The 14,138-nt window shown below is 37.3% G+C and carries 13 protein-coding genes, 1 tRNA gene and 1 other RNA gene; 6 read left to right on the top strand and 9 right to left on the bottom strand.

Going from position 1 to position 14,138, the window contains the following annotated elements; translation table 11 throughout:
- Positions 1–478 precede the first annotated feature (478 nt).
- Both OO7_RS14615 and dnaQ read right to left on the bottom strand, forming a co-directional pair.
- Positions 479–555 (bottom strand) — tRNA-Asp (locus tag OO7_RS14615).
- 111 nt (positions 556–666) lie between these two features.
- Entirely contained in the window at positions 667–1,437 is a 771-nt protein-coding gene (gene dnaQ / locus OO7_RS14620; protein ID WP_008916705.1) for a DNA polymerase III subunit epsilon, read from the bottom strand.
- Between the two features lie 54 nt (positions 1,438–1,491).
- On the opposite strand from dnaQ, the gene rnhA reads away from it, so the two are divergent.
- Positions 1,492–1,962 (top strand): ribonuclease HI, encoded by a 471-nt coding sequence (gene rnhA / locus OO7_RS14625; protein ID WP_008916706.1) that lies wholly within the window; start codon positions 1,492–1,494, stop codon positions 1,960–1,962.
- A gap of 8 nt (positions 1,963–1,970) precedes the next feature.
- Here rnhA and OO7_RS14630 read toward each other — a convergent pair whose 3' ends face one another.
- On the bottom strand, positions 1,971–2,696 hold the full coding sequence (locus OO7_RS14630; RefSeq protein ID WP_008916707.1) for a class I SAM-dependent methyltransferase: 726 nt from the start codon (positions 2,694–2,696) through the stop codon (positions 1,971–1,973).
- A gap of 33 nt (positions 2,697–2,729) precedes the next feature.
- Here OO7_RS14630 and gloB point away from each other — a divergent pair, with 33 nt between their 5' ends.
- From gloB to OO7_RS14650, 4 genes are all read left to right on the top strand, one after another.
- Complete coding sequence (gloB, locus tag OO7_RS14635; RefSeq protein ID WP_008916708.1) at positions 2,730–3,485, top strand: hydroxyacylglutathione hydrolase; 756 nt, start codon at positions 2,730–2,732, stop codon at positions 3,483–3,485.
- 79 nt (positions 3,486–3,564) lie between these two features.
- Entirely contained in the window at positions 3,565–4,911 is a 1,347-nt protein-coding gene (mltD, locus tag OO7_RS14640; RefSeq protein ID WP_008916709.1) for a murein transglycosylase D, read from the top strand.
- Between the two features lie 550 nt (positions 4,912–5,461).
- Positions 5,462–5,830, top strand: a complete 369-nt coding sequence (tomB, locus tag OO7_RS14645) for an Hha toxicity modulator TomB (protein WP_008916710.1) — start codon at positions 5,462–5,464, stop codon at positions 5,828–5,830.
- An 81-nt stretch (positions 5,831–5,911) separates the two neighbouring features.
- Entirely contained in the window at positions 5,912–6,115 is a 204-nt protein-coding gene (locus OO7_RS14650; protein WP_008916711.1) for an HHA domain-containing protein, read from the top strand.
- Positions 6,116–6,497: 382 nt separating this feature from the next.
- On the opposite strand, the gene ffs is transcribed toward OO7_RS14650, so the two are convergent.
- An RNA gene (gene ffs / locus OO7_RS16595) (signal recognition particle sRNA small type) lies at positions 6,498–6,593 on the bottom strand.
- Positions 6,594–6,824: 231 nt separating this feature from the next.
- Positions 6,825–7,292 carry a YbaY family lipoprotein gene (locus tag OO7_RS14655; RefSeq protein ID WP_008916712.1) on the bottom strand — a complete coding sequence of 156 codons (468 nt, stop codon included), beginning with the start codon at positions 7,290–7,292 and terminating at the stop codon, positions 6,825–6,827.
- A 314-nt stretch (positions 7,293–7,606) separates the two neighbouring features.
- On the opposite strand from OO7_RS14655, the gene tesB reads away from it, so the two are divergent.
- Positions 7,607–8,473 (top strand): acyl-CoA thioesterase II, encoded by an 867-nt coding sequence (gene tesB, locus OO7_RS14660; RefSeq protein WP_008916713.1) that lies wholly within the window; start codon positions 7,607–7,609, stop codon positions 8,471–8,473.
- A gap of 117 nt (positions 8,474–8,590) precedes the next feature.
- Here tesB and amtB read toward each other — a convergent pair whose 3' ends face one another.
- The 4 genes from amtB to OO7_RS14680 all read right to left on the bottom strand — a co-directional run bounded on the left by amtB (position 8,591) and on the right by OO7_RS14680 (position 13,995).
- The gene (gene amtB, locus OO7_RS14665) at positions 8,591–9,874 is read right to left on the bottom strand and encodes an ammonium transporter AmtB (RefSeq protein WP_008916714.1); all 1,284 of its coding nucleotides are present in this window, start codon (positions 9,872–9,874) and stop codon (positions 8,591–8,593) included.
- Positions 9,875–9,884: 10 nt separating this feature from the next.
- Complete coding sequence (locus tag OO7_RS14670; protein WP_008916715.1) at positions 9,885–10,223, bottom strand: P-II family nitrogen regulator; 339 nt, start codon at positions 10,221–10,223, stop codon at positions 9,885–9,887.
- 245 nt (positions 10,224–10,468) lie between these two features.
- Positions 10,469–12,253, bottom strand: coding sequence for a SmdB family multidrug efflux ABC transporter permease/ATP-binding protein (locus OO7_RS14675; protein WP_008916716.1), 1,785 nt, complete (start codon positions 12,251–12,253; stop codon positions 10,469–10,471).
- Positions 12,250–13,995 carry a SmdA family multidrug ABC transporter permease/ATP-binding protein gene (locus OO7_RS14680; RefSeq protein ID WP_008916717.1) on the bottom strand — a complete coding sequence of 582 codons (1,746 nt, stop codon included), beginning with the start codon at positions 13,993–13,995 and terminating at the stop codon, positions 12,250–12,252. The genes OO7_RS14675 and OO7_RS14680 overlap by 4 nt, the downstream gene beginning before the upstream one ends.
- Between the last annotated feature and the right edge of the window lie 143 nt (positions 13,996–14,138).

Consider the following 14,138-nt stretch of genomic DNA (forward strand, 5'->3'; position numbering starts at 1 on the left):
GACATTCAAATAAAGAATAAATGTTTATGTTATTTTTTTACTATAATTAATAATGATGATATTTAAATATATACTTAATCTTTTAAGTCCATTTAACGATTTTCTCCACTAATCACTTTTAGTATTTCTCATAATAATTGGTCCTAATTTCTTATATGAAACTAAACCATGGTCATTACCCCTGCCATGCCCACTCATTCAGCTAGATATTTATTTAAAAAAACCTGTCGTGGTTGAGGTACTCATGAATCAAATTGGCAAAATGAATTTTTCAGGACCACCACAAAAAAAATTATTTGAATTCGTTTTGAATAAATAAAATAGGCAGTAAGGCTACTAGAAACGGCTCTTTTATTATTTGATGATCCAACAAAAAGTGTAGGAATGTGGTTATAGGAACTGTAAGTCTTGGTGCTAAAAAACACGGATAGTAAACATAGCAAAAAACCCTGATTCAAAAAATCAGGGTTTTGATATTTGGCGGAACGGACGGGACTCGAACCCGCGACCCCCTGCGTGACAGGCAGGTATTCTAACCAACTGAACTACCGCTCCGAATGTTCCTTAAGGAACGGGATGCATATTACGAACACTTCCATTGACAGTCAATACTTTTTCTTGAAAAATCGCGCATTTGAACACTTTTTAGTCTTAGAAAATTAAGGCTTAATGTATTTGATGTTCTTCATCAGAATCGACTGAATATCGCCAAAGACAAGGTTTACCATGTTTCTTATCGACAAGATCAAGCCTCTTTTCATGCTCAGCTAACTCTTCAGCTGTTGCATAAAGAACTTTAAGGCCACTTACAGGGCGTTCTATACGTTGGATCTCTTCAACAAATTGTTCATTTGAGCTGCTATTCCCTTCCATTGAAAATGCTAATGATGTTTGTCCTCCCGTCATCGCCAAATAAACATCTGACAAAATTTCGGCATCCAGTAAAGCGCCGTGAAGCACACGTTTTGTATTATCAATTAGATAACGGTCACATAAGGCATCCAAGCTATTCCTTTTTCCGGGGAAAATATGCCGCGCCATCACCAAACTATCGGTAATTTGGCAAAATTCACTCGTTGGGGGAATGCCCTTATTCAACTTACGGAATTCGTAATCCATAAAACCAATATCAAATGGTGCATTATGGATAATTAATTCAGCACCGCGAATAAACTCAATAAACTCATCAGCAATATCAGCAAATACAGGTTTATCCTGCAAAAATTCATCGCTTATACCATGAACACCAAATGCTTCGGGGTCCACTAAACGATTTGGTTTTATATAGACATGAAAATTACGCCCTGTTAACCGGCGGTTGATGACTTCAACAGCCCCAATTTCAATAATATTATGTCCTTCATAATGAACACCTAATTTGTTCATACCGGTGGTTTCAGTATCAAGAACGATTTGTCTTGTTATCGCAGTGCTCATAATAGATTTTTGTGTCAAACTAGAGATTGATGAATAAGGTAGAGTTTAGCAGAAATGACAAAGCAGGTAGAAATTTTCACAGATGGTTCTTGTTTAGGTAATCCAGGTCCAGGTGGTTATGGTGTAGTTTTGCGTTATCAACAACATGAAAAAACACTCAGCGATGGCTTTTTTCTCACGACTAACAATCGGATGGAACTACTCGCTGCAATTATTGCACTTGAATCTTTAAAGAGACCTTGTGAAATTATATTAACAACAGATAGCCAATATGTTCGCCAAGGGATCACACAGTGGATCCATAATTGGAAACGTAAACAATGGCGCAAAGCAGATAAATCACCCGTTGTAAATGTCGACCTCTGGAAACGCCTTGATGAAGCGATCACTCGACACAATATTGATTGGCGCTGGGTAAAAGGCCATGCGGGGCATCCTGAAAATGAGAAATGTGATGAACTCGCTCGCAAAGCTGCTGAATCGCCAACTAAAGAAGATACCGGTTACCAACCAGCACAAAACTGATAAATAAATTAGGGGTTATTTGAGCGATTATTCATGCGTTTAGTCGCCCCTAATGTTGTTCCAATTTGCATTTTTGGCTGTTTAAATTTTAATGATGTGGGTGTTAATGGGTAAGTGCGTTTTCTTGCAACAATGACATTTAACACCCCAACTCCAGCAATATGCTTATTTAGCCAGTTTTCCGGCCCATGCCAAGGAAATGCCTGACAATTTCGATGATAAAGCACATCATAATTCAGTAAGCTAAGCCAATCAAAAATTCTTAATGAAGGAAATAAGCGGCTACAATAAGGCTGCTTTTTTCTTAACATAGGGATCATTTTCCCCAATCCTACTAAACTCAGTGGATTAAAGCCGGAAATAATGAGCCAACCATCATCAATTAAAACACGATCGACTTCACGTAAAATGCGGTGAGGATCATGACTGTAAGCAAGCACTTGCGACATTAAACAAGCATCAATCGACTTATTTGCAAATGGTAAACTTAATTGATCTGCTAATATATGAAAACGGGGATCATCATTCCCTGCGCAAAACTGATGCGCTATCATACATTCATCTGTATGAATTTCAGTGCTCAAATGCCCAAGCTTGAGTAAATGGAAACCAAACATTTTCGGCCACCAAGGTCGCAGGTGATATTGTAATGCTTGGCGGTATTGTTCCCCAAAAGGGATATCAGACCAACTCACTGGCATGTGGAATTTTTTCTCAATACGCGCTAGCTTCATTAAACTCCCCTTAATAAAATTGTAGAGGTCACTATGGAGTTAATACGAGTACCCGCCTTAAATGATAATTATATTTGGATTTTGTCTGATAAACACCAGCAGTGTATCATTGTTGACCCATCTGAGTCAGAACCTGTTCTCGAAATAATTGAACAAAAAAGGCTGAAACCAAAAGCTATCTTATTAACTCACCATCATAATGACCATACTGGTGGCGTAAATGCTATTTTAAAATCTTTTCCAAATCTGCCAGTTTTTGGTCCGAAAGAAACGTTAACTAAGGGAGCAACTCAGTTAGTTAATGAGGGTGATAGCGTTAAAATAGGTGATTTTGACTTTCAGGTTATCGGACTTCCCGGTCACACTTTAGGCCATATTGGTTTTTATCAAGCCCCTTATTTATTTTGTGGTGATACCTTATTTTCTGCTGGTTGTGGCCGAATTTTTGAAGGGACACCAGAACAGATGTACCAATCTATCCAAAAAATTTCAGCACTTCCTGATGACACTTTAATATGTTGCGCGCATGAATATACACAATCAAACCTAAAATTTGCTCACCATATTTGGCCTGAAAATGCTGCTATTTCGCAATATCAAGAAGAAGTCACAACAAAACGTGATAAAAATATTCCTACTATTCCATCAACGCTTAAGATTGAACGAAAGATTAATTTATTTTTGCAATGTGATAATCCTATATTGCAAAAAAAATTAAAGATAAACCAAGTAAATCCCTCTCTCAGGGCTGTTTTTACCCTGTTACGTCAATTAAAAGATCAATATTGATTTTTAATTATTGTCTTCTTGGGGTGGGGTAAGTATTATTGTTCGACTTTTACAGACTAAATAAAGAATCTTAAGAACAATGAAGACAATAGCGACGCTTATCGCCATTGTTCTGCTGGTTGGATGCCAAGCCTCCCCACAAAAAACTCAGCAGAGCAAGTCTTCAGCAAACCACTCTATAGAAAACGTTGCTTCTCACAATCAGGCAGCAAGTAGACAAACCTCATCGATCGATAATGATCTTTGGGGTTATATCAGTGATGAGCTGAAGATGAATATTCCTGATAATCCAATGATCAGGGAACAGGCAAACAACTTTTACACAAAACAAAGTTTTCTCTACGACGTCACATTAAGGGCTGAACCTTATATGTATTGGATCGTAGACGAAATTAATAGCCGAAATTTACCAATGGAATTAGCACTAATTCCAATCATAGAAAGCTCTTTCAACCCTAAAGCAACTTCGCCCGCTCAAGCTGCTGGTCTATGGCAAATTGTTCCTATTACAGCGCGTTCATATGGCTTAAAACAAGATCAATGGGTTGATGAACGTCGTGACCTAATTACATCGACTACTGCCGCATTTAATTTACTTGAAAATTTAAACATCATGTTTGGTCATGATTGGGAACTCACGCTTGCTGCTTATAACTGCGGTGAAGGTTGTGTATTAAATGCGATTAAGAAGAATGAAGCCGCTGGCTTGCCAACCGATTTTTGGTCATTACCGCTTCCAAAAGAAACTAAGCAATATGTCCCAAAAGTATTAGCACTGAGTCAGATATTAAGGTCGCCTGAAAAATATCAAGTCAAGTTACCACACAGTAATAGAAATAGGGCACTCACTAAAGTTGATGTCGGCCAGCAAATTACATTAACACAAGCGGCTGAGTTAACGGGGCTTTCAGAAGACTCAATAAAGACTTATAACTCAGGTTATAAACGTGGTATTACTTCGCCAAATGGCCCACATTACCTTCTGTTACCCACTACGAAAGCGGAACAATTGAAGTTATCACTTTCAGATCAAGCTGTTTTGGATAAAATTCGTCTTGCTGTTGCGCAAAATCAACTTAAAAGGCCAGCAACAAAATCACCGAATATAAATAGTTATAAAGTTCGTAAAGGTGAATCAATTGCGAGTATTGCCAAAAAATTTAATACAACTAGCAAAAATATAAAACAGCTTAACGGTTTGAAAACAGCCAATATCCGTCCAGGCCAGATACTAAAAGTAAATGGCTCAGCGCCTCAAGCAATAACTAACGCCAAAAAATCGACAACTTATCAAGTGAAGAAAGGTGACTCTTATTACAGCATCGCTAAGAGACATGGAATAAAGCTTAATGATTTAATGAGTTGGAATTCAGGTGTCAAAATGGCGGATCTCAAACCTGGAGTTAAGTTAAATCTTTACTTATAAAATAATATAGTTATATGGTATGTACCTACCGAGTAATCGGTAGGTATTAGCAACTAAATACTAAGATCAATTATTTATAATAATTGTTACTTCATTTAATTTTAGTTAAATCTTATCTAATTAAATACATTTTACGGATATTTATTTAACACATCTCAGTTACAACAATTGTTATTTTTTGTAAACAAACGAAAAAAGCATATAATTAGATATGAAATCATCATTATAATTGTATTTAGTAGATACAAATAGCACGATTACTCACCTTTATTAAGCTTACTTTGAAAAAAAGTCCCTATTAGGTGGTGACTTATGCAATAAAAGTGCTATATTAACAGTACAGTGAAAAAATTAGCGCTGCTAGTCCGTATTGAATATCATAAATATAATTATTGATAACTCTAAACTTTCACATATTTGACACAACGATTATATTACTTAATGTATTGATTGTTTTATGCTTTATGTTAATTAAAGTGTTATATAGTTCTAGATTATTTTGATATAAAAATACACGTAGCAAAGGTTTGTATCGCCTGCGGAGGTGATTATGGATGAATACTCACCCAAACATCATGATATATCTGAGTTAAAGTATTTGTGTAATAGTTTAAATCGGGAAGCAATTTTAAGCTTACAAAAAACGAATACGCATTGGGTAAATGATTTAAGCTCCCCACAAAGTGCTCAGCTTAATGAACTTATTGAGCATATTGCGGCTTTCGCATGGCAATATAAGATAAAACATCCAAAAGAGAATCTCATTATATCGTTAGTCGAAGAGTACCTTGATGAAACTTACGATCTATTTGGTAGTCCAGTAATAACATTAAGTGAAATTACCGATTGGCAAAGTATGAATCAAAGCCTAGTCGCTGTGCTCGATGATGATTTAAAATGTTTAACGAGTAAAACATAAACTATATTATTTATTATCAATATAAACTATAACATAGCATGTTATAACGCTTTTTTAATTGTATATAAAAGAAAGGGTATTATGACCAAAACTGATTATCTGATGCGTTTAAGAAAATGCACAACTATTGATACACTTGAGCGTGTCATTGAAAAAAACAAATATGAACTATCTGATGATGAATTAGAGCTATTCTATTCAGCTGCAGATCACCGTTTAGCAGAACTCACCATGAATAAACTTTACGATAAAATCCCAGCTTCTGTTTGGAAATTTGTTAGATAGCACTTTATTTATATGCTCAGATAACAACCGGTTATAGCCGATAGCATTTATTTATCGGCTGAATATATTTTTGCTTATTATTCACCACGCTTTTTAGGTGTGTCATTTTTGCTCATATTTCACTCCCCCAGATAAAATCTAATTAATTTATTCAACTTATCTATATTATTTCAATATTTTTTGTAAATAGGCTCTATTATTTAATAATCACGTATTTAGTGTAAATAAAGTAAATAAAGCAAATAAAGCAAATAAAAACTATTTATAGAATAAAATTAATTAGCTCATTAATACATCATTAAAAACAAAAAATATCAATATAGCTATTAGGATGTGTAGAAAGAGGTAGAAAGAAGTATAAAAAAGGGGGAATGGGTGGGGGCCCTGCCAGCGCATCCCGGCACACACATCCCCTGCTATGGCTGCTTCCTTCCGGACCTGACCAAGTTAACAAGTTAGCGTTGCGGGAGAACCAACAGAGCCCCCATAGATTGCTTTTTCAAAAGCAGGTCGCATTATGCTTGATATCAATTGAAATAGCAATAAAGCAGCCCCTAAGTGCTGATTTATTACACAAGCATTGCCACTTATTGAATATAACACCTATTTATTTATCTTTTTTCAATGATAATCATTGAAATAGCCGTTCAATCTATCAGTAAGATAATGTGTTTTTCAGCTTACAGAAAAGATCTGCCAATAAAAAGAGTTACTTAATAGGAAAAAGTACTAGCTTAATATCTTGCGTGACACCATTGTTGATAACAACTTGATCTGAATCTTTCTCACTAGCAAACAAAATTTTATCGCCGACAGAAATTGTTGCGCCGACAGTCAAATGTGCATTAGTACGCACTTCATTTTGTTGATAGCTTAATTCAAATGGGAATGGTGATTGCTTACCTTCAACATCATAATATTTCTGAGATAATATTAATACTGGCAGCCCTATCATCGCTGATTCATCAGCTAAAGTGACTGTTAACAGTGCATCTTCAGGTAACTTAGCGTGCTGCAAAATGACAATTTGGCCGCTAACGGAATCTGTGCCTAAATTTTGTTGCATTGATTGTTGTGAACTGCCGAGCTTCTTTTCTTTTGGCTTATTGTTATTGCCTTCACAACCAGATAATAACGCCAATATAATGAAACACATAATAACCCGATATAATTTCATAATGAGCGTCCAATAAATTTGTTATAATAAGTATTATTAATTTTTATTTTCTTTAAACCTAGATATATTGCTAGCTAGTCAAATTATAACCAATAAAAGTCAATTAATGAAATTATATTTCAAAATGTAACAAACAAAGACTATTCATTTTAAACATCAAGTGGAGATAGTTCATTATAATCCATTGATTAACCAACATTAATATCTCTACAGCAAAGGTACTTTTAGGATAAAGCAGAAACGACCTACCTATTTTTGTTGATTAATGGGAAAATATTGCCATCAGACATTAATTCACCCATTGCAAGGTTGTTATGAGTCCAGAGCTGCAAAATTTAATTCATCTTTTAGAATTAGAAAAAATTGAAGAAGGTCTTTTTCGTGGGCAAAGTGAAGACCTTGGTTTACCACAGGTTTTTGGCGGACAAGTTGTTGGCCAAGCAATGTATGCTGCTGAACAAACCATCCCTGATAATCGCGTTATTAACTCATTTCATAGCTACTTTTTGCGCCCAGGAAACAGCCAACATCCCATTATTTATGATGTAGAAAATTTAAGAGATGGCGGTAGTTTCAGCACAAGAAGGATCAGTGCCATTCAACATGGTAAACCTATCTTCTTTATGACTGCATCTTTTCAAGCGCAAGAAGAAGGTTTTAACCATCAAAATTTGATGCCAGAAGTACCTTATCCTGATGAACTGCTCTCACAAGAAGAGATTATTAATCGCATTGTCGATAAGCTGCCAGATGCTATCAAAAAATATGTTTTACGCCCTAATCCATTTGAATTCCGCCCTGTTCAATTTTATAGCCCATTCGATGCGCCGCCATTGGAGCCATTTCGCTATATTTGGTTTAAAGCTAAAGGTGAGTTACCGGATATACCATCATTACACCATTATCTATTGGGCTATGTATCTGACTATAATTTCTTACCAGCAACATTACAGCCTCATGGCCGTGGCTTTATGGAGAGAGATTTGCAGGTTGCTACAATTGATCACTCCATGTGGTATCACCGCCCTTTTAAAATTGATGACTGGCTATTATATGCCATTGAAAGCCCATCAGCCTCTGGCGTCCGCGGATTTGTAAAAGGGCAAATTTACAATAAACAAGGTCAATTAGTTGCAACAGCAGTCCAAGAAGGCGTGATCCGTAAAAGAAAATCTATTTAATTTTAACTTTTATCGATTGCGGCACTCAGCATTAAAAGATAATGGCAGCTAAATAAGAAATTAAAGCTGCCATTATTTTAAATAAGAGTTCATATTAATTTGATATTAATGTTTTGATTAATTATATGCATTCTCACCGTGATAAGTGATATCAAGCCCTTCTCTTTCTTGCTCAACATGTACTCGCAACCCAACCGTTTTATCCGCAATAATAAAAGCGATATAAGCCACAATAGCCGTCCAAACAACACAAACTAGAATACTGAATGCTTGAATACCGACTTGCTTCATCATTGTTACACCTTCGGCATAGCCAATGCCACCAACCGCAGCAGAAGTGAACACGCCAGTGAGTAAGCATCCGACAACACCACATACACCATGGACACCAAAGACATCACAAACATCATCAACTTTTAACCATTTTTTGAGAATGACGACGCCCCACAATCCAGCAGCTCCACTTATTAATCCGATGATTAATGCCCCTGCAACACTGACTGTTCCAGCCGCTGGAGTGACACCAACAAGCCCAGCTAAACACCCCGAGCACGCGCCAAGTAGAGAAGGTTTCCCTCTAAATATCCATTCAGCTAATGTCCATGATAAAATTGATCCGGCCGCTGCCGCGACAGTGTTAATAAATGCCAAGGCAGCTATTTCATCAGCACTCCCCGCCGAGCCTGCATTGAATCCAAACCAGCCAATAAACAGAATTGCCGTGCCCATAAATACCATGGGAAGATTATGTGGTTTAATTGCTTCTTTGCCGTAGCCCGTTCTTTTACCCAGTAAGTAAGCACCAACCAAACCCGCAACAGCAGCATTAATGTGGACGACAGTACCACCCGCAAAGTCAAAAGCACCATCTTGCGCTAACAAACCGCCGCCCCACACCATATGTGCCATTGGCAAATAAGAGAAGCTTGTCCAAATGATGGCAAAAATAAGTATGGCTGAAAATTTAACTCTTTCGCCCAATGCACCAACCACCAGCGCGACTGTTAAACAGGCAAAAGCACCTTGAAATGCAACATGGATAAATTGCGGTATGGTTGCAGATAAGCTCGCAATACTCATCCCATGTAGCATTATTTGGTCGAAACCACCGAAGAAATCATTCCCCTCACTAAAGGCTAAACTGTAGCCATAGATTATCCAAATGACGGAAACAAGGGCAAAAATCACCACAGTTTGTGCCATTAATGACAGGACATTTTTACTTCTCAACAATCCTCCATAAAAAAGTGCAATCCCGGGCAAAATCATAAATAGCACTAAAGCCGTACAAATCATCATAAAAGCATTATCAGCTTTGTCTAAATTTGTCGTCGAAGCTAACGCGCTGGCAGGAAAACTCGCTATACCTAGCACATATAAACATGGCAAAAGTTTACTCATTCCAGTTCTCCTATAATGCTTCATCTTGTTTTTCACCAGTGCGAATACGCACGGCTTGTTCAAGCGCTAATACAAAAATTTTCCCGTCGCCCACTTGCCCTGTTTTTGCTGATTGTTCTATAACTTCAACAACCTGCTCGACAAATTCATCTGGTACTGCAATTTCCATACGAACTTTAGGTAAAAAATCAACCGTATATTCTGCACCTCTATATAATTCTGAATGCCCTTTTTGTCGCCCAAAACCGCGAACCTCAGTAATTGTTAGGCCTTGAATACCAATATCTGATAATGCTTCTCTGACATCATCTAACTTAAAAGGCTTAATGATTGCGATGATATATTTCATTTTCCCTCCAATTTCTTAGTTCCCCTGTTTGCTTATCGGGCTCAATATGCACAATAGAAAACATAACAGGCAGCATATTCCTCTAATAATCCAATAATTCTTTTTGAAATACAGAAGGAACAAATGAAATAAAGCAAGATATATGCCAATAAAACTCACATCGAAATTGACATAAAATAGGCAGTAAAAAGGCCACTTCTTATTGAGTGGCCTGATAGGTCATGCATCATCATTGTGCAAAAAAATTATGCTAACATCTCTTCCATTTCGGCATTATCATGTAAATTCAATGCATTTCCGACTTGTTGTAATTGGTACATCTGATAATAGCGCCCTTTTTGTTGTAATAACTGCGCATGATGGCCTTTTTCAACAATTGCACCACGATGTAGCACAACAATTTGGTCTGCATCAACAATGGTTGATAAACGATGAGCAATGACGACAAGTGTTGTTGTTTGGCGGATAACTTGCAGCGCTTTTTGAATCGCCTGTTCTGTTCCTGAATCAATATTGGCCGTTGCTTCATCTAATATTAAAACTTTTGGTGAAACAACCAATACTCTTGCCATTGCTAATAATTGACGCTGTCCAACTGAAAGGGTATTCCCTTGCTCACCAAGTAAAGAATCAATACCTTCTGGTAATCTTCTGACATGCTCCGCAAGCTGGACAATCTCTAAAACTTGCCAGACTTTTTCTTGTGAAATTTCTCGTCCTAAAGCGACGTTATCAAAGAAGGAAGCAGCTAAAACAACCGGATCTTGCTGCACCATCGCAATTCCATTGCGTAATACCTGATGTGATAAAGAATGTAATGGTCGCCCATCCAATAAAATTTGACCTTGTTGCCAAGGGTAATAACCCATAATCAGATTTGCTATCGTACTCTTACCACTTCCGGTATGTCCGACTAATGCAATGAAATTATTTTCAGGAACATACAGATTAATATCATTGAGTACTTTTTTATCTTTCCGATAAGCAAAAGATAAATTTTGGATATCAATCGAACCATTTTGTAATGGTTCTTCGTTATTTCCGTAAGCTTGTTTCGGGCTATCCATCAACTCAAATACGCGCTCCCCTGAAACAACAGCTTGTTGTAACATAGATTGTTGAGAAGTTAGCTCAATAAGGGGCTCGTTCAAGCGCCCCAAATAATTAATAAAAGCATAAAGCACCCCGACCCCAATTGTGCTCGCGCCATCAAAGCCGAAAAGTAATAGTAACCCACATAAAATTGACGCTGAAATTAAACTTAATAAAGGCCGCAGCAATAATCCATCTAACTTCAATGCTTTCATGCGCGCATTGTAGTGGTCTCGATTAATTTGTAGCATTTTTTCGCCAAATCGAGCTTGTTGGCGAAATTGCTGAATAACTGTCATACCATTAATAATTTCATTAAAACCATTATTAATATCAGCAAGATAAGTACGAACACGGCGAACAATTGGTGTACTCAAACGCTGGTAAACTACCATCACAATAATCACAGCAGGAAACATTGTTGTCGCAATTAACGCCATTCGCCATTCAAGTGCAAACATGGCAACCAGCATGGCACAAACCAATGCCAAGCTACGAAATACCGTTGGTACAACCATGACAAATAGATCTTTAATGACTTCAGTATCATTCGTGACGCGAGAAATAATTTGCCCTACGGGTTGATTATCAAATGCGCTTAGTGGCTGACGTAAAGCCGCACTCATCACGTCAGTACGCAATGTTTGAACAATACCAACCGCGGCTTTGTTAAAGAGTATTTTTTGATAATAATGCAGCAATGCCGCCGCAATTTGTAATAACACAAAGCCAATAACCATATATAACGTTAATGGCATGATGATTTGCTTTTTCGCAACCATATTATCAATAAAGTAGCTGATCAATAACGGACCACTAACTTCGGCAATTGCAGCAAGCCAGAGCATAATTATCCCGATGATCATTGTGCTACGATATGCTTTACCATATGAAATCAAACGTTTTAATGCAGGCCAAATAGCCTTTTTCTGGCTCATAGATCACCGTCCAAAGCCGCTTCGATTTGTTGATAACGATACATATCTTTATACCAACCAGGCAAATTGATAAGCTCTGAATGTTTCCCTTCAGCCACCACATGTCCTTGGGATAAAACCAGAGTAAGATCTGATTCTACTAATGCTGATAAACGGTGAGCACTAATAATTAATGTTTTACCTTGCCGCCATTGATTTAAATTCTGCAAAATAGTGAACTCTGTTTGCCCATCAACCGCAGATAATGCATCATCTAAAATCAATATTTCAGCATTTTGCAAAATAGCACGAGCAATTGAAATTCGCTGTTTTTGCCCACCAGAAAGCATAACACCTCGCTCACCAACTTGTGTTTCATATCCTTCCGGTAGCCTTAAAATATCATCATGAACACAAGCGATTCTTGCGGCTTCTGCAATTTGTTCTTGAGTGGCTTGCGGATGACCCAGCGCAATATTAGCAGCGATAGTATCGGAAAATAAAAAAGGAGATTGATTGACAATTGCCAGCCTGCCACGCCATTCATTTAAACGGAGATCTTTTAGTGGCTTATTTTGGTATTCAATGTCACCTACATCAATATCAAACTGGCGTTGCAGCAAGGCAATTAAGGTTGATTTTCCTGAACCTGTCGGCCCACACAATCCTAAAAACTGCCCCGGTTTTAATGAAAAATGGATATTTTGTAAAACATGACGCGTCGTTTCAGGGTATTTAAATGATTGAATATCAACATTAAGATCACCTCGCTTATCTTCAAGCGATAATGTTCCATCTTTGATCCCCAAAGGTTCATCTAACAATGCTCGGACACGGCTATAAGCAGCACTTCCGCGTTCGACAATATTAAACATCCATGCAAGTGCTAACATTGGCCAAATCATCAATCCTAAATACATAACAAAACTAGTCAATTCACCAAGCGTTAATGTTCCTTGCAATACCATCCAACTACCACCCGCTATAGCAAATAAATTTGCCATACCAATCGCAATAAAAATGGTTGGATCAAATCTCGCATCAACCTTCGCCACATGCATATTACGGCGGCCAGCTTCGGTAGCAATTTGTTCAAATTGGTTAGATTGATGTTCTTCAAGACCAAATGCTTTAATCATGCGAATGCTGGTTAAACTTTCTTGAGCTTGGTTATTTAGTGATGAAAAAGCGCCTTGAGCATGTTTAAAGCGATTATGTAGCTGATCACCATAACGTTTAATGACAAGAGCCATAATTGGCATAGGAATCAATGCTAATAATGTTAATTGCCAACTAATTTCCACACTCATCATAATTAATACAGCACACCCCATGACGAGGGAATCGACCAATGTTAAAACCCCTTCCCCAGCCGCGAAAACAACTCGGTCTACATCATTTGTTGTGCGGGCAATAAGGTCACCGGTTCGGTAACGCAGGTAAAATGACTGGCTCTGTAAGCTAAGTTGGCGATAAAATTTTTGTCGTAATTGAACAGCTAGCTTATAAGAAGCACCGAATAGCCATAATCGCCAAACATAACGTAGCCCATAAACAGCAATGGCGATGACTAACATAAGTGCGACATAAATAATCACTTGGTTTATTACCATTGTTTCACTACTGATGCCGTCTACGACAATTCCCACAATCCTTGGGGGAATGAGTTGTAAAATAGCAATGATAATTAAAAAACAAACAGCACCAAAATAGCGATGCCATTCACTAAGAAAATACCAACGTAATTGTGAAAATAATCGCACAGAATCGCTGCCTTGAATGAGGTTTAACTATTACTACCACCGATAGAGAATTATTCTTTCGATGATTATTCTTTAGGTCATTAATAAGTAAAAATAAGGTTTACTATAGCTATGACTGAAATAGATTTAGCTATCTAGACTTA

This window comes from Providencia sneebia DSM 19967, assembly GCF_000314895.2.
Lineage (GTDB): Bacteria > Pseudomonadota > Gammaproteobacteria > Enterobacterales > Enterobacteriaceae > Providencia > Providencia sneebia.